At 71.7% G+C, this 21,464-nt stretch carries 17 protein-coding genes; 6 read left to right on the plus strand and 11 right to left on the minus strand.

Features of this window, described 5'->3' with window-relative positions; all coding sequences use genetic code 11:
- Position 1 precedes the first annotated feature (1 nt).
- Together GCL72_RS06280 and pgl are read left to right on the plus strand one after the other, a co-directional pair.
- Positions 2 to 961 carry a glucose-6-phosphate dehydrogenase assembly protein OpcA gene (locus GCL72_RS06280; RefSeq protein WP_153143850.1) on the plus strand — a complete coding sequence of 320 codons (960 nt, stop codon included), beginning with the start codon at positions 2 to 4 and terminating at the stop codon, positions 959 to 961.
- A gap of 52 nt (positions 962 to 1,013) precedes the next feature.
- The gene (gene pgl / locus GCL72_RS06285) at positions 1,014 to 1,802 is read left to right on the plus strand and encodes a 6-phosphogluconolactonase (RefSeq protein WP_153143851.1); all 789 of its coding nucleotides are present in this window, start codon (positions 1,014 to 1,016) and stop codon (positions 1,800 to 1,802) included.
- Between the two features lie 118 nt (positions 1,803 to 1,920).
- On the opposite strand, the gene secG is transcribed toward pgl, so the two are convergent.
- The 11 genes from secG to uvrA form a co-directional block, all read right to left on the minus strand.
- Positions 1,921 to 2,172, minus strand: a complete 252-nt coding sequence (gene secG / locus GCL72_RS06290) for a preprotein translocase subunit SecG (protein WP_153143852.1) — start codon at positions 2,170 to 2,172, stop codon at positions 1,921 to 1,923.
- Positions 2,173 to 2,220: 48 nt separating this feature from the next.
- Complete coding sequence (gene tpiA / locus GCL72_RS06295) at positions 2,221 to 3,036, minus strand: triose-phosphate isomerase (RefSeq protein WP_153143853.1); 816 nt, start codon at positions 3,034 to 3,036, stop codon at positions 2,221 to 2,223.
- 30 nt (positions 3,037 to 3,066) lie between these two features.
- On the minus strand, positions 3,067 to 4,299 hold the full coding sequence (locus GCL72_RS06300) for a phosphoglycerate kinase (protein WP_153143854.1): 1,233 nt from the start codon (positions 4,297 to 4,299) through the stop codon (positions 3,067 to 3,069).
- A 118-nt stretch (positions 4,300 to 4,417) separates the two neighbouring features.
- Positions 4,418 to 5,428, minus strand: a complete 1,011-nt coding sequence (gap, locus tag GCL72_RS06305; protein WP_153143855.1) for a type I glyceraldehyde-3-phosphate dehydrogenase — start codon at positions 5,426 to 5,428, stop codon at positions 4,418 to 4,420.
- Between the two features lie 447 nt (positions 5,429 to 5,875).
- On the minus strand, positions 5,876 to 6,499 hold the full coding sequence (locus GCL72_RS06310) for a superoxide dismutase (protein ID WP_153143856.1): 624 nt from the start codon (positions 6,497 to 6,499) through the stop codon (positions 5,876 to 5,878).
- Positions 6,500 to 6,705: 206 nt separating this feature from the next.
- On the minus strand, positions 6,706 to 7,686 hold the full coding sequence (gene whiA, locus GCL72_RS06315; protein ID WP_153143857.1) for a DNA-binding protein WhiA: 981 nt from the start codon (positions 7,684 to 7,686) through the stop codon (positions 6,706 to 6,708).
- A gap of 159 nt (positions 7,687 to 7,845) precedes the next feature.
- A complete protein-coding gene (locus GCL72_RS06320) occupies positions 7,846 to 8,874 on the minus strand; it encodes a gluconeogenesis factor YvcK family protein (protein WP_153143858.1) in 1,029 nt (342 codons plus the stop codon).
- Between the two features lie 2 nt (positions 8,875 to 8,876).
- On the minus strand, positions 8,877 to 9,770 hold the full coding sequence (gene rapZ, locus GCL72_RS06325; RefSeq protein WP_153143859.1) for an RNase adapter RapZ: 894 nt from the start codon (positions 9,768 to 9,770) through the stop codon (positions 8,877 to 8,879).
- Positions 9,771 to 9,867: 97 nt separating this feature from the next.
- On the minus strand, positions 9,868 to 11,988 hold the full coding sequence (gene uvrC, locus GCL72_RS06330) for an excinuclease ABC subunit UvrC (protein ID WP_153143860.1): 2,121 nt from the start codon (positions 11,986 to 11,988) through the stop codon (positions 9,868 to 9,870).
- On the minus strand, positions 11,981 to 12,703 hold the full coding sequence (locus GCL72_RS06335; RefSeq protein ID WP_153143973.1) for a lysophospholipid acyltransferase family protein: 723 nt from the start codon (positions 12,701 to 12,703) through the stop codon (positions 11,981 to 11,983). Before GCL72_RS06335 ends, uvrC begins: the two co-directional genes overlap by 8 nt.
- Before the next feature lie 165 nt (positions 12,704 to 12,868).
- Positions 12,869 to 15,745, minus strand: a complete 2,877-nt coding sequence (uvrA, locus tag GCL72_RS06340) for an excinuclease ABC subunit UvrA (RefSeq protein ID WP_281347426.1) — start codon at positions 15,743 to 15,745, stop codon at positions 12,869 to 12,871.
- Positions 15,746 to 15,971: 226 nt separating this feature from the next.
- Here uvrA and GCL72_RS06345 point away from each other — a divergent pair, with 226 nt between their 5' ends.
- The 4 genes from GCL72_RS06345 (at position 15,972) to GCL72_RS06360 (ending at position 21,447) form a co-directional block, all read left to right on the plus strand.
- Positions 15,972 to 16,733, plus strand: a complete 762-nt coding sequence (locus GCL72_RS06345; protein ID WP_170289576.1) for an HAD hydrolase-like protein — start codon at positions 15,972 to 15,974, stop codon at positions 16,731 to 16,733.
- Positions 16,734 to 16,760: 27 nt separating this feature from the next.
- Positions 16,761 to 17,429, plus strand: a complete 669-nt coding sequence (locus GCL72_RS06350) for an MBL fold metallo-hydrolase (protein ID WP_153143862.1) — start codon at positions 16,761 to 16,763, stop codon at positions 17,427 to 17,429.
- Positions 17,408 to 20,014 carry a DEAD/DEAH box helicase gene (locus GCL72_RS06355; protein ID WP_153143863.1) on the plus strand — a complete coding sequence of 869 codons (2,607 nt, stop codon included), beginning with the start codon at positions 17,408 to 17,410 and terminating at the stop codon, positions 20,012 to 20,014. The genes GCL72_RS06350 and GCL72_RS06355 overlap by 22 nt, the downstream gene beginning before the upstream one ends.
- Before the next feature lie 62 nt (positions 20,015 to 20,076).
- Complete coding sequence (locus tag GCL72_RS06360; RefSeq protein ID WP_153143864.1) at positions 20,077 to 21,447, plus strand: alpha/beta fold hydrolase; 1,371 nt, start codon at positions 20,077 to 20,079, stop codon at positions 21,445 to 21,447.
- The last annotated feature ends 17 nt before the right edge of the window (positions 21,448 to 21,464 follow it).

Here is a 21,464-nt window from a genome sequence, read left to right on the forward strand (position 1 = left end):
CGTGATCGTAGACATCCCCGACACCACCACCTCCAAGGTCGCCAAGCAGCTGAACCAGCTGCGCGAGGCCGGAGGCGTCGTCGCCCTCACTCGTGTGCTGACGCTGGTGATCCTCACCTCAGAGGACAACGCCGAGCCGGCCATCGAGGCGGCCAATCTGGCCTCCCGCGAGCATCCCTGCCGCATCATCGTGCTGGCCACCGGCGACGCCTCGCAGCCGACCCATCTGGACGCGCAGATCCGCGTCGGCGGCGACGCCGGCGCCTCCGAGGTCATCGTGCTGCGCGGCTCCGGCGAGCTCGCCGAGCACAGCGAGGCCATGGTCTCGGCGCTGCTGCTGCCGGACGCGCCGATCGTCGCCTGGTGGGCCGACGACATCCCGCCGAAGGTCAGCGAGACCTCCATCGGCCGGCTGGCCCACCGGCGCATCACCGACACGGCGAAGGACCCGCGCCCGCTCCAGGCGCTGCGCACGCTCGCCGCGAGCTACACCGACGGCGACTCGGACCTCGCCTGGACGCGGCTCACCGGCTGGCGCGTGCAGCTGGCCAGCATCCTGGACACGCTCGATCCCGCCTCGGTCACCGAGGTCACCGTCGAGACCGCCCCGGAGCTGCCCAGCGCGGCGCTGCTGGCCTCCTGGCTGCAACGCTCCCTGCGGGTGCCGGTGACCCTGCACCGCGACGATGTCGGACGCTTCCAGGCGCTCTCCGCAGTGCGGCTGCACACCGCCGACGGCGACGTCGTCCTCTCCCGGCCGCAGGGCGACATCGCCGACCTGCACCTGCCCGAGGTGCCGGTGCAGCGGGTGCCGCTGCCGCTGCGCACGCTGGAGGACTGCCTGGCCGAGGAGCTCCGCCGGCTCGACGCCGACGAGGTCTTCGGCGAGGTGCTCACCCGGGGTCTGGCCCACACCGACCTGGGAGACTGCCTCGAGCAGTCTCCGCCGTCCGCCGGCTGACCCGTCCGGTCGGCCCCGCCGACCTTCGCCGATCCCGAACAGGAGCGACTGCATGACGATCGAGGGCCACACCGACCTGCCCGCGCCCCGGACCGAGATCTTCGCCGACAAGGACGCGCTCTGCGCGTCCGTGGCCGAGCGGCTGGTCGTGCTGCTGCGCAGCACTGTCGCGGCCGACGGCGTCGCGCATGTCGCGCTGACCGGCGGCGGCGCCGGCATCGGCACGCTCGCGGCGGTCTCCGAGCTGCTGCGCGGCGACGCCTCCGCCGCCCCCGACTGGCGGGCGGTCCACATCTGGTGGGGCGACGAGCGGCTGCTGCCGGCCGACGACGCCGAGCGCAATGCCCAGCAGGCGCGCGAAGCGCTGCTGGACGAGCTGCTCCACGACCACGGGCTGCCGGAGGCGAACATCCACCCGATGGCCGCGACCGAGCAGACCGAATCCCCGGACGAGGGCGCCGAGCGCTACGCCGCCGAGCTGGCCTCCCACGCCGCCGCCGGCGCGGAGCTGCCGAGCTTCGCCGTCGTGCTGCTCGGCGTCGGGCCCGACGGCCACGTGGCCAGCCTCTTCCCCGGGCGGGAGGCGCTGGCGGCGACCGGACGGAGCACCGTCGGCGAGCACGACTCCCCCAAGCCGCCGCCGGCGCGGATCTCGCTGACCTTCGACGCGATCCACTCCGCCCGCCGGGTGTGGACCGTCGTCGCCGGCGCCGACAAGGCCGAGGCCGTCGGCCGCGCCTTCGAGAGCGCGACGCCGGTCGAGGAGATCCCCGCGAAGAACGCCCGCGGCGCCGAGGAGACGGTCTGGCACGTCGACGCGGCGGCCGCCGCACACCTCTGACTCCCACGGCCGGGGCGCCGCCCGGACATGACGAGGGCCCTCCTGCTCCAGGCGGAGCGGGAGGGCCCTCGTCGTGTCCGGGCGACGGTCTCGAGGCCGGCGCCGGCCGATCAGCGGTTCAGGCGTCGGCGGTCACGCCGATGAGCAGCCCCAGAGTGAGGATGATCACTCCCCAGAGCACGCCCAGGGTGATCGTCAGCCGATTCAGGTTGCGCTCGGCGACGCCGGAGGCTCCCAGCGAGGACGTCACGCCGCCGCCGAACATGTCGGACATGCCCCCGCCGCGTCCCTTGTGCAGCAGGATCAGCATGATCAGCAGCACGCTGATGACGGCCAGGGAGACCTGGAGTGCGATGGTCAGGAGAGACACGGCGACCTTTCGTCGACGGCGGGCAGGTCAACAGATACCAGGATAATCCTAGTCGGTCACCAGATGCTTCTCGAACGTGGCGATCTTGGCGAACTCCTCGGCGTCCAGGCTCGCCCCGCCGACCAGCGCGCCGTCGACGTCGGCCCCGGTCAGGATCGAGGCGACGTTCTTCGACTTCACCGAGCCGCCGTAGAGCAGCCGGACGCCGTCGGCGAACTCGGCCGAGTACGTCGCCGCCAGGTGCTTGCGGATCGCCTCGGCCATCTCCTGGGCGTCCTCCGGGCCGGCGACCTCGCCGGTGCCGATGGCCCAGACGGGCTCGTAGGCGACGACCAGCTCGCCCAGCTCCTCGGCGGAGAGGCCCTCCAGGGCGCCGTCCACCTGCGCCAGCGTGTGGGCGACGTGCTCGCCGGCCGTGCGGACGTCGAGGCCCTCCCCGACGCAGAGCACCGGGGCCAGCCCGTGGCGCAGCGCCGCGCGGATCTTGCTGTTGACCGTCGCATCGGTCTCGCCGTGGATCTCGCGCCGCTCGGAGTGGCCGATCAGCACCTGCGAGCAGCCCAGCTTGTCCAGGAACTGCCCGGAGATGTCACCGGTGAAGGCGCCGGAGTCCTGGTCGGAGAGGTCCTGGGCGCCGTACTCCACGGCGAGCTTGTCCCCGGCGACCAGCGTCTGGACGCCGCGCAGATCGGTGAACGGCGGGAAGACCGAGACCTGGACCCGCTCGTAGTCGTGACCGGCGTCGTCGAGCGTCCACGCCAGCTTCTGGACCAGGGCGATCGCCTGCATGTGGTCCATGCTCATCTTCCAGTTGCCCGCGATCAGCGGGCGGCGGACGAACTGTCCGTCCTTCTGTGCAGTCATGGGGTCTGCCGTTCCTTCCGTGGGGTTCCGTCAGCCGTCCAGGGCGTCGACGCCCGGCAGCTCCTTGCCTTCCAGGTACTCGAGCGAGGCGCCGCCGCCGGTGGAGATGTGGCCGAAGGCGGCCTCGTCGAAGCCGAGTCCGCGCACTGCGGCCGCGGAGTCGCCGCCGCCGACGACGGTGAAGCCCTCGGTCTCGGTCAGCGCCTGCGCCACCGTCGCGGTGCCGGCGGCGAAGGCCTCCATCTCGAAGACGCCCATCGGGCCGTTCCAGAAGACGGTGTTCGACGCCGCGATCTCGGCGGCGAAGGCCGCGGCCGAGGCCGGGCCGATGTCCAGCCCGAGGGCGCCCTCGCCCTGGGCGCCGGACTCCAGCGCGTCGACGGCCAGCACCTCATGCTCGGCGTCGGGGGCGAAGGCCGCGGCCATCACGATGTCAGTGGGCAGCACGATCCGGCAGTCCAGGCGCTCGGCCGCGGAGAGGAAGCCCCGCACCGTCTCCAGCTGGCCGTCCTCGACCATCGAGGAGCCGATGCCGTAGCCCTGGGCCTTGAGGAAGGTGAAGACCATGCCGCCGCCGATCAGCAGCGTGTCCGCCCGGCTCATCAGGTTCTCGATGACCGCCAGCTTGTCCGAGACCTTGGACCCGCCGAGGACCACGGTGTAGGGCCGCTGCGGCTCCTCGGTCAGCCGCTTGAGCACCACGAGCTCGTCGCGGACCAGATCGCCCTGGTAGCTGGGCAGCTCGGCGGTGATGTCGACGACGGAGGCGTGCCGGCGATGCACCGCGCCGAAGGCGTCGCCGACGTAGGCGCCGTCCTCGCCGACCAGCCCGGCGAGCTCACCGGCCAGGGCGGCACGCTCGGCGTCGTCCTTCGAGGTCTCGCGCGGGTCGAAGCGCACGTTCTCCAGCACCAGGATCTCGCCGTCGGCGAGGTCCGCGGCCTGGCTGCGGGCGCTCTCGCCGACCAGGTCGTGGGCCCGGCGCACCGGCGACTCGGTCAGCTCGGCCATCCGGTCGGCGACCGGCCCGAGGGAGAACTGCGGGTCCACCTGACCCTTCGGGCGGCCGAGATGGGCGGCGACGACGACGCGGGCGCCGGCGGCGGCGAGCTTCTCCAGGACCGGCAGCGAGGCGCGGATGCGGCCGTCGTCGGTGACGGTGCTCCCGTCCAGCGGCACGTTGAGGTCCGACCGGACCAGCACGCGGCGGCCAGAGACGCCGTCGGCCAGCAGGGCATCGAGTGTGTTGGTGGAGGCAGTCATGGGGATCAGAGTACCAATCGTCGCTGGGGGTTCGTCCGTGGTCGCATGCGCGAGGCCCCGCCCCGTCCGCGCCGGCGGCGCAGTCGGGACGGGGCCTCGTCGCCGGCTCAGAGTCGGCTCAGAGCTGGGCGCCGATGTACGAGGTCATCGCCACCAGGCGCGAGCTGTAGCCGTGCTCGTTGTCGTACCAGGAGACGACCTTGACCTGGTTGCCGATGACCTTGGTCAGCGGCGCGTCGTAGATCGAGGCGTGCGGGTCGCCGACGATGTCCGAGGAGACGATCGGGTCCTCGTTGTAGGAGAGCACGCCGGCCAGCTCGCCCTCGGCGGCCTTCTGGAAGGCGGCGTTGACCTGCTCGGCGGTCACGCCGTCCTTCTCCACAGTGACCGTCAGGTCCGTGGCCGATCCGGTGATGACCGGCACGCGGATGGCGTAGCCGTCCAGCTTGCCGTCGACGGCGGGCAGAACCTCGCCGATGGCCGCGGCCGCGCCGGTGGAGGTCGGCACCAGGTTGTTCGCGGCCGCACGGGCGCGGCGAGCGTCCTTGTGCGGGGCGTCGTGCAGGCGCTGGTCGCCGGTGTAGGCGTGGACCGTGGTCATCAGGCCCTCGACGATGCCGAACTCGTCGTCCAGGACCTTCGCCAGCGGCGCGAGGCAGTTGGTGGTGCAGGACGCGTTGGAGACCACCGTGTGGTTCGCCGCGTCGAAGGTGTCCTCGTTGATGCCCATGATCAGCGTGGCGTCGACGCCCTTGGCCGGCGCGGAGACGACGACCTTCTTGGCGCCGGCGTCGACGTGCTTGCCGGCGGCCTCCTTGGTGGCGAACAGGCCGGTGCACTCCAGCACGATGTCGACGTCGAGCTCGCCCCACGGCAGGTCGGACGGGTCCTTCTCGGAGAGCAGCTTCACCCTGCGCTCCCCGGCGACCAGGGTGTCGCCGTCCAGCGAGACGTCCTTCGGGTACCGACCCATCACCGAGTCGTACTTGGTGAGGTTCACCAGGTCCGCCGGGCTGGTCAGGTCGTTGATGGCCACCAGCTCCAGGTCGTCGTAGCCCTGGGTCTCCAGCACGCGCAGCACGTTGCGGCCGATGCGTCCAAAACCGTTGATCGCGATCTTCGTCGCCATGGGTTCCCTTCCTTGACTTCTCCGTCCGCCGGCCCGGCGGACCGGTCGGATGATCCTGCGCACCGTGGCCGCAGACCCCCGGAAAGCACAAAGGGGACCAGCAGCCCGACGCAGGTCGTGGCCGCTGACCCCCAACAACTTCCTTGTTCTCAGGATGTCTGCAGAACGCAGTGTTCGATTATCAGCTCATATTCTCGCACATCTCGTCGCGCGATGCCCGGTGGGACGGCCGCGGGCTGCCCGGAATCTCACACCGGAGAGCACCGGCGGACGGACCGGAGGGGAGACTCCCGCCCGGCGCGAGCCGAGGACGCCGGATCCGGGGATCCGACGCCCTCGCGGCAGGCGCGGCGTCGCCGTGCGCCGCCGGACCGGAGCGTCGACGCGCCCACGGTGCGGCGCGGACGCTCCGGCCCCGTGCGGCTCACCGCTCCGTCAACGGGTCGATCACGGCGTGACCAGCTGCGAGGCGCCCGAGCGGGCGGCCTCGAAGCGACGGGCCACGTCCTCCCAGTTGGCGATGTTCCAGAAGGCCTTGACGTAGTCCGGCTTCACGTTCAGGTAGTCCAGGTAGAAGGCGTGCTCCCACATGTCCAGCATCAGCAGCGGGGTGGTCGCCACCGGGACGCCGTTCTGCTGGTCGTAGAACTGCTCGACGACCAGGTTGCCGCCGATCGGCTCGTAGGCCAGGATCGCCCAGCCCGAGCCCTGGATGGTCAGCGCGGCCTGGGTGAACAGCTGCTGGAACTGTTCGAAGGAGCCGAAGTGCTCGTCGATCGCGGCGGCCAGCTCGCCCTCCGGACGGTCCGGCCCCTCCGGGGACAGGTTCTTCCAGAAGATCGAGTGATTCGTGTGGCCGCCCAGGTTGAACTGGAGGTCCTTCAGCAGCTTCGGCACCGTGCCGTACTCGCCCTTCTCGCGAGCCTCGGCCAGCTGCTCCAGCGCAGTGTTGGCGCCCTTGACGTAGGTGGCGTGGTGCTTGGAGTGGTGGAGCTCCATGATCCGCGCGGAGATGTGGGGCTCCAGCGCGGAGTAGTCGTAGTCGAGCTCAGGAAGGGTGTACTCAGCCAAAATATCCTCCTAGTGACGGTGGTCCTCGAGGCCGGCTCGAGCGGACGTCTCCGACCTCGACCGGCTTCATCCTATGCCCGCCCGGGGACCCGGGTGAAGGTCTGCGGCGGAGATGTCCGGCAGTGTTCACCCTGGGATGAAAACATGACGCGCCCCCGAGGAAGTATGACGTCGCCCCAGGTCACCAGGCCGGCCGGGACCGCGCCTCAGCCGTCGAGCATGTCGGAGGTGACGTTCGAGTCCGTCCCCGGGATGTCCAGCTCGGAGGCGCGCTTGTCCGCCATGGCCAGCAGCCGGCGGATCCGCCCGGCGATGGCGTCCTTGGTCATCGGCGGCTCGGCCATCCGCCCGAGCTCGTCCAGCGAGGCCTGCTTGTGCGCCAGGCGCAGCCGGCCCGCGTAGCGCAGATGCTCGGGCACGTCGTCGGCGAGGATCTCCAGCGCGCGCTCCACGCGGGCGCCGGCGGCCACTGCGGCCTGGGCCGAGCGCCGCAGATTGGCATCGTCGAAGTTGGCTAGCCGGTTCGCCGTCGCCCGGACCTCCTTGCGCATCCGGCGCTCCTCCCACACCAGCAGCGCCTGGTGGGCGCCCATGCGGGTGAGCAGCTGGGCGATGGAGTCGCCGTCGCGGATCACCACCCGGTCGACGCTGCGCACTTCGCGGGCCTTGGCGGTGATCCCCAGCCGACGCGCCGAACCCACCAGCGCCAGCGCGGCCTCCGGCCCCGGGCAGGTGACCTCCAGCGAGGAGGAGCGACCTGGCTCGGTGAGCGAGCCGTGGGCCAGGAAGGCCCCGCGCCAGACGGCGACGGCGTCGGCCACCGACCCGTTGACGATCGCCGAGGGCAGACCGCGCACCGGTCGGCCGCGCACGTCGAGCAGACCGGTCTGCCGGGCCAGGGCCTCCCCTTCGCGGACGACGCGGACCACGTAGCGGCTGCCCTTCTTCAGCCCGTTGCCGGAGACGACGATGAGCTCGCTCTCATGGCCGTAGACCTCGGAGATCGTCGCGCGCAGCCGACGCGCGGACGCGGCGTGGTCGAGCTCGGCCTCGATGACGATGCGACCCGAGATGATGTGCAGCCCGCCGGCGAAGCGCAGCATGGCCGAGACTTCGGCCTTGCGCTCCGAGGTCGTGGAGACCTCCTGTCGGGAGAGCTCGTCCTTGACCGATTCGGTCAGCGCCATGTGTCCGTCCTCCGGGTTCCTGGGTCGCGTCGGGGTCCTGGGGCGAGGCAATGGTAGTGGATGCTCCTGAGCACCGCCCGATCAGGGACCCTGGGATCGTGCGGAGCGCGGTCGGCGACGCACGGCGGGCGCCGCTGGTCCGGCGGCGCCGACGCCGCGTCAGCGCGAGAAGACGTCGTCGAAGGCGATCGCCAGGCGCAGCGGGTCGTGGACCTCACGGTCCTCCTCGCGCCGCACGTGGTGGTAGTGCACGACGGCGCCCAGCGCCGCGGCGGCCTGCTCGAAGGCCGGCCGCTCGGGCTCCTCCATCGAGCTCGGATCGGCGATGACCGCGTCGATGCGCAGCCCCGGAGCATGCTGGACCAGCACCTCCAGATGGTCCGCAGGAGTCAGCCCGGCGGTCTCCTCGTCCTCGCCCGAGAGATTCATCACCACGCAGCGCCGCGCCTCGGTGCCGTGGATGGCCGCGCGCAGATCCGCCAGCAGCAGATGCGGCAGCACCGAGGTGTACCAGGAGCCGGGGCCGAAGACGATCCAGTCGCTGAGCTCGATCGCCGAGACCGCCTCGGCGCAGGCCTCGGCCTCGGCCGGATGCAGCTGCACCTCGGTGAGCCGCCCCAGGCGGCCGGCGCGGGCCAGCTCGACCTGGGACTCGACCCGCTCGGTCGTCCCGTCGCGGCGGACCTGCCCGGACATCGTCAGCGGCTGCCGCGACATCGGCAGCACCTGCCCGCGCGCGCCGAGCAGCGCGCCGGCCCAGCGGAGTCCGTCCACCGGATCGCCGAGCAGCTCCCAGAGCGAGACGATCAGCAGATTCCCCATGGCATGGTCGTCGAGGCTTCCGACGACGCCGTCGCGGGAGCTGAAGCGGTGCTGCATGACCTGCGCCCAGGTCCTCCCCCAGTCGGTGTCGTCGCACAGCGCGGTCAGCGCCATCCGCAGGTCCCCCGGGGGCAGCACGTCCATGTCGTGCCGGATGCGGCCGGAGGAGCCGCCGTCGTCGGCGACGGTGACCACGGCGGTGAGGTGTTCGGCGGCGATGATGCGCAGCGCCGCCAGCGTGGCGGAGAGTCCATGCCCGCCGCCCATCGCCGCCACGCGGAAGGTCCCGCGGCGCGGGGTCATGTTCGCCGGGGATCCGGCGGCCTCGGGCGGCCGCGGGACCGGCCCGGTGGGCGCATGCGTCATGCTCACTCCCGTCCGAGGTCGCGGTGGCTGGTGTTGACCGTGACGTGGGGCAGCTGATCCAGCCGGCGGGCGAGCTCCTCGGCGATCGCCACCGAGCGGTGCTTGCCGCCGGTGCAGCCCACCGCCAGCGTCGCGTAGTGCTTGTTCTCCCGGCGATAGCCCTCGAGCACCGGGTACAGCGCCTCCAGATAGCGGTCGACGAACTCGCCGGCGCCCTCGTCGACGAGCACGAAGTCGCGCACTGCGGCGTCCTGGCCGGTGAGCGCCCGCAGCTCCGGCACCCAGTGCGGATTGGGCACGAAGCGCACGTCGGCGATGAAGTTCGCATCGGAGGGCACCCCGTATTTGAAGCCGAAGCTCATCACGTTCAGCCGCAGCTGGGTCGGACCGTCGGCGGAGAAGATCTCGGTGACCGCGCGGGCCAGACCGTGCACGTTGAGGTCGGTGGTGTCGACCACCACCTCCGCGCTCGCCTTGACCTCCTGGAGCAGGTCGCGCTCGGCGACGATGCCGTCGAGGACGCGTCCGGAGCCCTGCAGCGGATGCGGGCGCCGCCCCTGCTCGAAGCGGCGCACCAACAGATCGTCCGAGGCGTCGAGGAAGAGCAGCCGATAGGTCATGCCGGCGGCCTTGACCTGCTCCAGCGCGGAGAGCATGTCGCTGAAGAGATTGCGCGAGCGGACGTCGAGCACCACCGCCAGCTTCTCCACCGACCCCGGGTTCCGCGAGACGAGATCCATCATCGTAGTGATCAGCTCCGGCGGGAGCCCCTCGACGACGTACCATCCCAGGTCCTCCAGCGCATGGGCGGCCGTCGTGCGCCCGGCCCCGGACATGCCGGTGACGATCAGCAGCTCGCTCTCCGGGGGCTTGACCGGGGTCAGTGCATCGCGCATACCAGCAGACTACGTGGCCGCCCGGCCGCGGACAATCGCCGTCCCGCGCCCCGCGGGCGCGGGGGGCGCCAGCCGGCACCACCGTCGCCGTCCCAGGTCAGCGATCCTGACGAGCCTCGTCCATCGGTGGGTCCGGCTGCTCGTCGGCGCCCTCGGCGTCCCCGGCGTCCCCGGGGGCGACGTCGTCGCCCGGCGCCGCGGAGGACTCGGCGAGATGGTCGCGGATCCGGGCGGCCAGCTGCGGCCCGATGCCCGGGACCTGGACGATCTGCTCGGCCTCGGCCTGCTTCAGCCGGTCGACCGAGCCGAAGTGCGTGACCACTGCCGCGCGCCGCGACGGCCCGAGCCCCTCGACCTCGTCGAGCACCGAGGCGGTCATCTGCTTGGCGCGCTTGGAGCGGTGGCCGGCGATGGCGAAGCGATGCGCCTCGTCACGGATCCGCTGCAGCATGTAGAGCGCCTCGGAGCTGCGCGGCAGCACCAGCGGGAAGTCGTCGTCGGCCAGCCAGACCTCCTCGAGGCGCTTGGCCAGCCCGACCACGGGCATGTCGGTCAGCCCCAGCTCGTCCAGCGCGGCGCGCGCGGCGGCCACCTGCGGCTGGCCGCCGTCGACGACGACGAGGCTGGGCGGGTAGGCGAAGCGCGCGGACTCGCGATCCACTGTGGTGTCCTCCGCCGGCGCCGCTCCCCCCGCGGCGTCGTCGGCGTCGGGGTCGGCGCTGTCCGGACTCGACGCGCTCGCTGCGCTCTCGGGCTCTTCCTCGACCGCGTCCGACGCCGCCTGCTCGGCCTGCTCGGCCCGCTCCCGAGTGACGCGCTCCTCCTCGAGGTGGCGTGCGAAACGGCGGGTGATGACGTCGTGCATCGCGCTGGTGTCGTCCCGGGCGGCCTCGCCGCGGATGGAGAAGCGGCGGTAGTCCTTCTTGCTCGGCACGCCGTCCTCGAGCACGACCATCGAGGCCGAGACGTTGGTGCCCGAGGTGTGCGAGATGTCGTAGCACTCGATGCGCAGCAGCGGCTCCGGGGCCCCGAGGACCTCCTGCAGCTCGCGCAGCGCCTGCGACCGGCTGGTCAGGTCCCCGGCCCGCCGCGACTTGTGCAGCCGCAGCGCCTGGTCGGCGTTCTCCCGGACCGTGCCCAGCAGCGAGGCCTTGTCCCCGCGCTGCGGGACCTTCACCGTCACGCGGGCGCCGCGCTGCTGGGACAGCCACTGCGTCAGCCCTTCACGATCGGCGGGCAGCTCCGGCACCAGCACCTCCCTCGGGATGCGCTCGGCGTCGGCCATCGAGCCGTAGACCTGGAGCAGCAGCTGCTCGACCAGCGAGGCCGGATCGGTCTCCTCGACCTTCTCGACCACCCAGCCGCGCTGGCCGCGGATCCGCCCCTGGCGGATGTGGAAGACCTGGAAGGCGGCCTCCAGCTCATCCTCGGCGAAGGCGAAGACGTCGGCCTCGGTGTCCTCGCCGAGCACCACGGCGTTCCGCTCGAAGACCCGGCGCAGCGCCTCGAGGTCGTCGCGATGGCGCGCGGCGTCCTCGTAGCGCAGCTCGGCGACGGCCTCCTTCATCTGCGCCTCGATCCGCCGCATATGCGGCCCCGGCCGGCCGGCCATCACCTCGCAGAACTCCTCGGCGAGCGTCCGGTGGTCCTCTTCGCTGATCCGCCCGACGCAGGGCGCCGAGCACTTGTCGATGTAGCCCAGCAGGCACGGCCGGCCCGAGGCCTGCGCCCGGCGGAAGACCCCGGGCGAGCAGCTGCGCACCGGGAAGACCCGCAGCATGGTGTCGACGGTCTCGCGGATCGCCTTGGCCGGATGGAAGGGGCCGAAATACTTCACCCCGGGCTTCCTGTCCCCACGCATGACCTGCACGCGCGGGTATCTCTCGTTCATCGTCACCGCGAGGTAGGGATAGGACTTGTCGTCGCGGTACATGATGTTGAACCGCGGCGTGTGCTGCTTGATCCAGGTGTACTCCAGCTGGATGGCCTCCAGCTCGGAGCCGACCACAGTCCACTCGACCGAGACGGCGCTGTGCACCATCGCATGGGTCTTCGCCGGCAGCGCGGCGGGATTGGCGAAGTAGGTGTTCAGCCGCGACCGCAGGTTCTTGGCCTTGCCGACGTAGACGACCCGCCCGTGCGGATCGATGAAGCGGTAGACGCCCGGCGAGGTCGGGATCTCCCCGGCCGCCGGACGGTAGGAGGCCGGATCAGCCATCTCGGCGCGGCTCCGAGCGGTGCGTCGCGTCGCCCGCGGCCTCCTCCTCCGGCTCGGGCGGCGGCGCGTTGTAGCTGTCCACGCGCTCCTGGCCGGTCAGCGCGGCGATGGCGGCCATGACCTCCTCCGTGGCCTCGCGGCGCACCGGCAGCCCGTGGCGCGGGCCCAGGTGGTCGAAGTGCAGCGGCTCGCCCACGGCCAGCGAGAACTTCGCCGGGCGCACCCGGTTGGAGTCCGGCGCCTGCAGCGCCTCGGTCCCCTGCAGGCCCACCGGCACCACCGGCAGCCCGGTGGCCAGCGCCAGCCACCCGACGCCGTTCTTCCCCCGGTAGAGCCGGCCGTCGCGGCTGCGCGTGCCCTCCGGATAGATGCCCACGCCGTGACCGGCGGCGGCGATGTCGCCGAGCTGGTGGAGCGCCTCGACCGAGGCCGATTTGCGCTGCCGCTCGACGGGCACGGAGCCCACCGACTCGAAGAACATCTTCATCGCCCGCCCCTTCAGGCCGGGCTGGGTGAAGTACTCCGCCTTCGCGAAGAAGCTCACCGGGCGCGGGAAGATCGCCTGGATGAGCACCGAGTCGAGGAAGGACAGGTGGTTGCTGGCGACGACGAAGCCGCCCTCCTCCGGCACGCGGTCCAGACCGGTGATGGTCGGACGGCAGGTGAGCTTCAGGACGGCGGCGAAGGACCGGCGGATCGCATCGTGGGTGACCACGCGCTGCTCGTCGGGCGCGGACGGGTCTGTGCTCACGGACGGGTCCTTCACGTCGTCGGGTCCACTGGGCGTCGCCGCCGGCTCGCGGCCGCGAGGCCGCCCGCGCAGAGTGGTCGAGGCCACTCGTCGGGCGCCGGCGCGGATCAGTCTAGCCCAGAGACGTCGTCACAGCAGGTCGGCGAGGAACGCGCCGGTGTGCGACCCCGTCGTCGGCGATGCGGCGGCGAGCTGCTCCGGGGTGCCCTCCGCGACGACCCGCCCGCCGCCGGTGCCGCCTTCGGGCCCCAGATCGATGAGCCAGTCCGCCGACTTGATGACGTCGAGGTTGTGCTCGATGGTGATCACCGTGTTGCCCTTCTCCACCAGCGACTGCAGCACGCCGAGCAGCCGCCGGATGTCCTCGAAGTGCAGTCCGGTGGTCGGCTCGTCGAGCACGTAGATGCTCCGCCCGCGCGAACGCTTCTGCAGCTCGGCGGCGAGCTTGACGCGCTGCGCCTCGCCTCCGGAGAGCGTCGTCGCCGCCTGGCCGAGCCGCACGTAGCCCAGTCCGACGTCGACCAGCGTGGTCAGGTGCCGGGCGATCGGCGCGAAGGCGGAGAAGAACTCGGCGGCCTCCTCGATCGGCATGTCGAGGACCTCGGCGATGTTCTTGCCCTTGTAGCGGACCTCGAGCGTCTCGCGGTTGTAGCGGGCGCCGTGGCAGACCTCGCAGGGCACGAAGACGTCGGGCAGGAAGTTCATCTCGATCTTCAGCGTCCCGTCGCCGGCGCAGGCCTCGCAGCGGCCGCCCTTGATGTTGAAGGAGAAGCGACCGGGCTGGTAGCCGCGCGTCTTGGACTCCGGAGCCTGCGCGAAGAGCTTGCGGATGTGGTCGAAGACGCCGGTGTAGGTCGCCGGGTTCGACCGCGGCGTGCGGCCGATCGGGCTCTGGTCGACGTGGATGATCTTGTCCAGATGCTCGACGCCGTCGATGCGCCGGTGGCGGCCGGGCACCTGGCGGGCGCCGTTGAGCTTGTTGGCCAGCGCCTTGTAGAGGATCTCGTTGATCAGCGTGGACTTGCCGGAGCCGGAGACGCCGGTGACCGACAGGAAGATCCCCAGCGGCACGTCGACGGAGACGTCGACGAGGTTGTTCTCGTGGGCCTCCACCACCCGCAGCATCCGCTCGGGGTCCACCGGCCGGCGCACCTCGGGCACGGGGATGACCCGGCGTCCGGCCAGGTAGTCGCCGGTGATCGACTGCTCGTTGGCGCGCAGGCCCTCCACCGAGCCGGAGTGCACGATGGCCCCGCCGCGCTCTCCCGCCCCGGGGCCGATGTCGACCACCCAGTCGGCCTCGGCGATGGTGTCCTCGTCGTGCTCGACGACGATCAGCGTGTTGCCGAGGTCGCGCAGCCGCGTCAATGTGCGTATCAGTCGGTTGTTGTCCCGCTGGTGCAGGCCGATCGAGGGCTCGTCGAGGACGTAGAGCACGCCCACCAGGCCGGAGCCGATCTGCGTGGCCAGCCGGATGCGCTGGGCCTCGCCGCCGGAGAGCGTCCCGGCGCCGCGTTCGAGGTTCAGATAGCCCAGACCGACGTCGAGCAGGAACGTCAGTCGGGCGAGGATCTCCTTGAGCACCTGCTCGGCGATCATCGCATCGCGGGCGGAGAGCTCCAGAGTCTGGAAGAAGGACAGCACCTCGTCCATCGGCAGCCGGGCGACGTCGGCGATCGACGAGCCCTGGACCAGCACCGCCAGCGAGGCGGGGTTGAGCCGCTTCCCGTCGCACTCCGGGCAGGGCACCTGACGCATGTACTGCTCATAGTGCTCGCGAGCGGTGTCCGACTCGGTCTCCTCGTGCTTGCGATGGATATAGGCGATGACGCCCTCGAAGCCGGTCGAATACCGTCGCTCGCGGCCGAAGCGGTTCCGATACTGGACCACCACCTTGTGATTGCGGCCGTGCAGCAGCGCCCGGCGGACCGTCTTCGACAGCTCCCCCCACGGCGTGTCCAGCGAGAAGTCCAGCTCGTCGGCCAGCCCCTGCACGATGCGCAGGTGGTACTGCCCGCTGGCGCGCCCGCGGTTCCAGGGGGCGATGGCCCCCTCGTTCAGCGACAGCGTGTCGTCCGGGATGACCAGCTCCTCGTCGACCTCCAGCTTCGACCCGATCCCGGAGCAGGCCTGACACGCGCCGAACGGTGAGTTGAAGGAGAACGACCGCGGCTCGATCTCGTCGATCGGCAGCGGGTGCTCGTTGGGGCAGGCGAGGTTCTCCGAGAAGGTCCGGAGCTTGGGCCCGACGAGCTCCTCGGGCACCCGGTCGGGGTTCTCCGGCGTGCCGTCCTCGGCGAGATCGACCATGTCGACGACGACCCGGCCCTCCGCCAGGCGCAGCGCGGTCTCGATGGAGTCGGTCAGCCGCTGCCCCATGCCCTCGCGGATGACCAGCCGGTCGACGACGACGTCGATGCGGTGGGTGTACTGCTTCTCCAGCGTGGGCGGATCATTGAGCTGGACGAGCTCGCCGTCCACGACGGCGCGGGCGAAGCCCTGCCCGGCGAGGTCGCGGAAGAGGTCCTTGAACTCCCCCTTGCGCGCCCGCACCACCGGCGCGAGGACCTGGAAACGGGTGCGCTCGGGCAGCCCGAGGATCTGGTCGACGATCTGCTGCGGCGTCTGGCGCTCGATCCGCTCGCCGCACTCCGGACAGTGCGGCACTCCGATGCGGGCCCAGAGCAGACGGAGGTAGTCGTGGATCTCGGTCACCGTGCCGACGGTCGAGCGGGGGTTGCGCGAGGTCGACTTCTGGTCGATCGACACCGCCGGCGACAGCCCTTCGATGAAGTCGACGTCCGGCTTGTCCACCCGGCCCAGGAACATGCGGGCATAGGCGGAGAGGGATTCGACGTAGCGGCGCTGCCCCTCGGCGAAGATGGTGTCGAAGGCCAACGAGGACTTCCCCGAGCCGGAGAGTCCGGTGAAGACGATGAAGGCGTTGCGCGGCAGCTCGATGCCGACATCCTGGAGGTTGTGCTCCCGGGCGCCCTGCACGACGATACGGTCGGCCTCCGCGCGGCCGGCACCGTCGACGGCGGCCTGCTCTGGGGCTCCGCGGCCGCGGAGCTCGTCGACGGACTCGATCACTGCGGCCTCATTCTCGGCAACTCGCTCAGACACGATGCCCAGTGTAAGCCCCCACCCCGACTCGAACAAGTGTTCGAACAGCGTGCGTCTCCGCATGCTCCCGGCACGCCGCCGCGGGCGCCGATGCGATCATGGAGACATGATCCGACCGCTCTCCCCCGCCCCCGCCGCCGTGCTCTTCGACCTCGACGGCACGCTGGTGGACTCCGCCCCGGGGATCACCTCGGGCATCGCCGCCGCGCTGGCGGCCCACGACGTCGCTGTCCCCGACCAGCCGGCCCTGGACGCGATGGTCGGCCCTCCGCTGGCCTCCAGCCTGCTCTCCGTCCCCGGCGTCGACGAGACGAATCTGGCCGCCGTCATCGACCACTACCGCCGCGACTACAGCGCGCGCGGCCTGGGGGACGCCGCCGTCTTCGCCGGCCTCGACGAGCTGCTCGACGAGCTGCGCGCCGCCGGCACCGCCCTGGCGGTGGCGACGTCGAAGCCGCAGACGCTGGCCGAGCGGCTGATCGCCCGGCAAGGGCTGCGCGAGCGGCTCGACGTCGTCGTCGGCTCGGACCCGGACGAGACCCGCCCGCATCCGGGCAAGACCGCGATCGTCGGCGAGGCGCTGCAGGCCCTGGGACTGGGCCCGGGAGCGCCGCGGACCACGATGGTCGGCGACCGGATCTTCGACGTCGAGGGCGCCCGCGGCAACGACCTGCCCTGCCTCGGCGTGCGCTGGGGCAGCGCGCCCGACGGCGAGCTGGAGGAGGCCGGCGCCGCGCGGATCGTCGACGACGTCGCCGGACTGCGCGAGGCGCTGCGCCGGATCGGCGCGGGCCCGGAGACGACCGAGACCACCGAGGCCGCCCGGGCCGCCGAGGCCGCCGAGGCCGGCCGGCGTCATGGCATCTGACCGACAGCAGACCATAGACTGTCGCGCATGGCCTCCGACAGCACATTGATCCACGACCTCCCGGCGATCACGGTCCGCCGTCTCGCCGTGTCCGAGATGAGCAACAACGTGTATCTGCTCACCGCGAAGAAGTCCGGGACCCAGGTGCTGATCGATGCGGCCGCCGACGCCGAGGCCGTCCGCGGCATGCTCGCCGCCTCCGCCGAGGACACGCCCTGCGCCCCGCAGCTGCGGGCGGTGCTGACCACGCATCGGCACTGGGACCACATCCGCGCGCTGCCCGCGATCGCCGCGGACCCCGACGTCGAGACCGCCGCCGGAGCGGTGGACGCCGCGGCGATCGAGGAGGCCGAGGACGTGCGGATCGACCGCCGCCTCGAACACGGACAGCTGGTCCAGTACGACGGCATCGGCCTCGACGTCATCGCCCTGCGCGGCCACACCCCCGGATCGGTCGCCTTCGTCTACCCCGTCGAGGACGGCCCGACGCACGTCTTCACCGGCGACTCGCTCTTCCCCGGAGGCGTCGGGAAGACCCAGTCCGCAGAGGACTTCGGCTCGCTGCTCGACGACGTCGTCGAGCGGCTCTTCGGCGTCTTCGACGACGACACGATCATCCACCCCGGCCACGGTGCGCCCACCACCATCGGCGCCGAGCGTCCGCACCTGGCCGAATGGCAGGAGCGCGGCTGGTGAGCGCCCGGCCGTCGCTGAGCCAGCACCTGCCCGCCGTCGGGTCCGCGAGCGCCGACGAGCTCGTCGCCGCCTTCCAGGAGTGGACCGCCGCCCAGGGCATCACCCTCTATCCCGCCCAGGAGGACGCCGTCCTCGAGCTGGCCTCGGGCGGCCACGTCATCATGGCCACGCCCACCGGCTCGGGCAAGTCGCTGGTGGCCGCGGCCGCGCACTTCCTCGCCCTGGCCCGCGGCGAGCGCAGCGTCTACACCGCGCCGATCAAGGCGCTGGTCTCGGAGAAGTTCTTCGAGCTGGTGGAAGTCTTCGGCCCCGAGAACGTCGGCATGGTCACCGGAGACTCCGCGGTGAACGCCCATGCGCCGATCATCTGCTGCACGGCCGAGATCCTGGCGAACGAGGCGCTGCGCGACGGCGCCGAGGCCGAGGTGGGGCCGGTCATCATGGACGAGTTCCACTTCTACGCCGAGCCGCAGCGCGGCTGGGCGTGGCAGGTGCCGCTGATCGAGCTGCCGCAGGCGCAGTTCCTGCTGATGTCGGCGACGCTGGGCGACACCTCCGGCTTCGAGCGCCGCATCTCCGCGCGCACCGGCCGCGACGTCGTCACCGTCGCCTCCGCCCACCGTCCGGTGCCGCTGAGCTTCGAGTACTCGACGACGCCGCTGCAGCAGAAGCTGGAGGAGCTCGTCGCCGACGCGAAGGCGCCGGTCTACGTGGTGCATTTCTCCCAGCGCGAGGCCGCCGAGCGGGCCGCCGGGCTGGCCTCGCTGAACGTCGCCTCGACCGAGACCCGCGAGCGGATCAAGGAGCGGCTGAAGACCTTCCGCTTCGCCAAGGGCTACGGCACTGTGCTCAACCGGCTGCTGCGCAGCGGCATCGGCGTCCACCATGCCGGGATGCTGCCGAAGTACCGGAGGCTGGTCGAGCAGCTGGCCCAGGAAGGGCTGCTGAAGGTCATCTGCGGCACCGACACGCTCGGCGTCGGCATCAACGTGCCGATCCGCACTGTGCTGCTGAGCGCGCTGAGCAAGTACGACGGAGCCCGGACGCGGCAGCTCAAGGCCCGCGAGTTCCACCAGATCGCCGGCCGGGCCGGCCGGGCGGGCTACGACGACGAGGGCACCGTGGTCGTGCAGGCTCCCGCCCACGTCATCGAGAACGAGCAGGCGCTGGCCAAGGCGCGCGCCAAGCACGGCGACGACCAGAAGAAGGTCGACCAGGCGGTGCGCTCGGCCGGGAAGAAGAAGCCGCCCGAGGGCTTCGTCTCCTGGAGCGAGAAGAGCTTCGACCGACTGGTCGCCGCGCAGCCGGAGCCGATGGTCTCGCGGATGCGCATCAGCTATGCGATGGTGCTGCAGATGCTGCAGCGCCCGCAGGATCCGATCCTCGGGCTGCGCCGGCTGATCCTGGCCTCCGACGAGACGCCGGCGCGGAAGGCCATCCTGCAGCGCCGGGCGCTGGAGATCCTCCGCGAACTGCTCGTCGCCGGAGTGCTGGAGCGCCTCGACGAGCCTGACGAGGACGGCCGGACGGTGGACCTGACGCTGGCGCTGCAGGACGACTTCGCGCTCAACCAGCCGCTGGCGCCCTTCGCCGTCGCCGCCCTGGAGCTGCTGGACCCGGAGTCGGAGTCCTATGCGCTGGACGTGATCAGCGTCATCGAGTCCATCCTGGAGACGCCGTACCAGGTCACCGGGGCGCAGGTGAAGAAGCTGAAGTCGGAGAAGCTCGCCGAGCTCAAGGCCGACGGCGTCGAGTACGTCGAGCGGATGCGGATCCTCGACGAGATGTCCCATCCCCAGCCGCTGAAGGAGCTGCTCACCCAGCAGTTCGAGGTCTACCGGAGCTCCGCGCCGTGGGCCGGCGACCACGAGCTCACGCCGAAGGCGGTGGTGCGCGACATGGTGGAGCGCGCCTTCAGCTTCACCGACATGGTCAACCACTACCAGCTCGCCCGGTCGGAGGGCGTGCTGCTGCGCTACCTGACCGACGCCTATAAGGCGCTGCGCCGGACCGTGCCGCAGGACAAGGTCACCGAGCCGCTCCAGGACCTCGTCGAGTGGCTCGGGGAGCTCATCCGCCAGACCGACAACTCGCTGCTCGAGGAGTGGGAGAAGCTCGCCGGCGGCGAGGACGCCACCGCCGCGGACCTCGACCTCTCCCCCGACGTGGCGGAGGAGCCCGACCGGGTCACCGCCAATCCGCGGGCCTTCAAGGTCATGGTGCGCAACGCGATGTTCCTGCGCGCCCAGCTCTTCGCCGACGAGAAGGAGCAGGACCTCGAGGAGCTCGACGGCGAGACCGGCGGCTGGACCGCCGACCGCTGGGCCGAGGCCATGGACGCCTTCTTCGGCGTCTACGACGACGTCTTCGTCGACGCCCATGCCCGCGGCCCGGGGCTGATCCGCATCGACGAGTCGCCCGACGGGCATCCCGGCCGCTGGCGGGCGGTGCAGGTGCTCGACGACGCCGAGGGGAACCACGACTGGGGCATCCACGCCTGGATCGACCTGGCGGCCTCCGACGCGGCCGGCGCGCCGGAGGTGCTCGTCGACCACGTCGGCGAGCTGCATCAGGCTCCGTCCTGACGCCTCGCCGCCGGAGCCGCGGCGTGCCGCCCAGCCGACCACCAGCCGCCCAGGAGGAGACGATGGCACCGCATCCCGCCCGCGACGCCGCGCCGACGGCCGTGCCGCTCGGCGAGCCGCCGGTCCGCACGCTGCGCGACGGCACCCGGCTGGTCGACCGGCGCTTCCGCGTGCCGCTGGACCATGCCGAGCCGCAGGGCGAGCAGCTGGAGGTCTTCGCCCGCGAATTCGTCTCCGCCGAGGCCGTGGCCCGCGGCGAGGAGCACGTCGCGGCGATGCCGTGGCTGCTCTTCCTGCAGGGCGGGCCGGGCGGCAAGGGCTCGCGTCCGGCACGCTTGAACGGCTGGATGCAGGAGGCCGCCGGGCGCTTCCGGATCCTGATGCTCGATCAGCGCGGCACCGGCCGGTCGACGCCGCTAACCCGCCGAAGCCTCGCCGACCGCGGCGACGCCGCCGCACAGGCGCGGCATCTGCGCCGCTTCCGCGCCGACTCCATCGTCGCCGACGCCGAGCGCATCCGCCGGGCCCTGGGAGTGGCGAGCTGGAGCGTGCTGGGCCAGAGCTTCGGCGGGTTCTGCACGCTGAGCTATCTCTCCTTCCACCCCGAGGGGCTGGACCGCGCGCTGCTCACCGGCGGACTGGCTCCGCTCACCGGCCACGCCGACCGCGTCTACCGCGCCACCTATGCGCGGATGCGGGCACGGAACGCCGAGCACTTCGTCCGCTTCCCGGAGGACCGTGAGCGGCTCGACGCGGTGATCGACCACCTGCGCGCCCACGACGTGCGGCTGCCCGACGGCTCGGCGCTGACCGTGCCGCGGCTGCAGATGCTGGGCATGCGGCTCGGCGGCGAGACCCGCGCCGACTCGCTGCACTACCTTCTCGAGGAGGCCTTCGAGGATGCGGCGCGGACCCGGCTGGCCGACGGCTTCCTCGCCGAGGTCGGCGCCGAGATCTCGCTGGCCGACCGGCCGCTCTACGGGCTGATCCACGAGTCGATCTACGGGCAGCCGGCCGCGCGCACCGAGGGTCGCGGCGACACCGCCTGGGCCGCCGAGCGCGTGCTGGCCGAGCACCCCGACTTCTCGCCGGAGGCGAGCTCCCCGCTGCTGCTCGGCGAGATGTTCTTCCGCGACCATGTCGCCGGCGACCCGGTGCTCGCGCCGCTGCTCGAGACCGCCGAGGCGGTCGCCGCGGTCGACGACTGGACGCCGCTCTACGATCTCGACCAGCTGGCGCGCAACGAGGTGCCCGCCGCCGCGGCCGTCTACACCGACGACGTCTACGTCGACCGGGACCTCTCGCGGGAGACCGCCGCCCGGGTGCAGAACCTGCAGGTGTGGGAGACCGACGCCTTCCACCACGACGGGCTCGGCGACGACGGCCCCCGCGTGCTGCGCGAGCTGCTGCGCCGCGCCGACGCCGCGGGCTGAGGTCCGACGGCGACGGC

It is taken from the genome of Nesterenkonia halophila (genome assembly GCF_009467795.1).
GTDB classification, from domain to species: domain Bacteria; phylum Actinomycetota; class Actinomycetes; order Actinomycetales; family Micrococcaceae; genus Nesterenkonia; species Nesterenkonia halobia.

Excerpts from the sequence above, each read along its gene's own strand:
- pgl (WP_153143851.1), top strand. The coding sequence starts at position 1,014 with ATGACGATCGAGGGCCACACCGACCTGCCCGCGCCCCGGACCGAGATC.
- tpiA (WP_153143853.1), bottom strand. The coding sequence starts at position 3,036 with ATGACTGCACAGAAGGACGGACAGTTCGTCCGCCGCCCGCTGATCGCG.
- GCL72_RS06300 (WP_153143854.1), bottom strand. The coding sequence starts at position 4,299 with ATGACTGCCTCCACCAACACACTCGATGCCCTGCTGGCCGACGGCGTC.
- gap (WP_153143855.1), bottom strand. The coding sequence starts at position 5,428 with ATGGCGACGAAGATCGCGATCAACGGTTTTGGACGCATCGGCCGCAAC.
- whiA (WP_153143857.1), bottom strand. The coding sequence starts at position 7,686 with ATGGCGCTGACCGAATCGGTCAAGGACGAGCTCTCCCGACAGGAGGTC.
- GCL72_RS06320 (WP_153143858.1), bottom strand. The coding sequence starts at position 8,874 with ATGACGCATGCGCCCACCGGGCCGGTCCCGCGGCCGCCCGAGGCCGCC.
- rapZ (WP_153143859.1), bottom strand. The coding sequence starts at position 9,770 with ATGCGCGATGCACTGACCCCGGTCAAGCCCCCGGAGAGCGAGCTGCTG.
- uvrC (WP_153143860.1), bottom strand. The coding sequence starts at position 11,988 with ATGGCTGATCCGGCCTCCTACCGTCCGGCGGCCGGGGAGATCCCGACC.
- GCL72_RS06345 (WP_170289576.1), top strand. The coding sequence starts at position 15,972 with ATGATCCGACCGCTCTCCCCCGCCCCCGCCGCCGTGCTCTTCGACCTC.
- GCL72_RS06350 (WP_153143862.1), top strand. The coding sequence starts at position 16,761 with ATGGCCTCCGACAGCACATTGATCCACGACCTCCCGGCGATCACGGTC.
- GCL72_RS06355 (WP_153143863.1), top strand. The coding sequence starts at position 17,408 with ATGGCAGGAGCGCGGCTGGTGAGCGCCCGGCCGTCGCTGAGCCAGCAC.
- GCL72_RS06360 (WP_153143864.1), top strand. The coding sequence starts at position 20,077 with ATGGCACCGCATCCCGCCCGCGACGCCGCGCCGACGGCCGTGCCGCTC.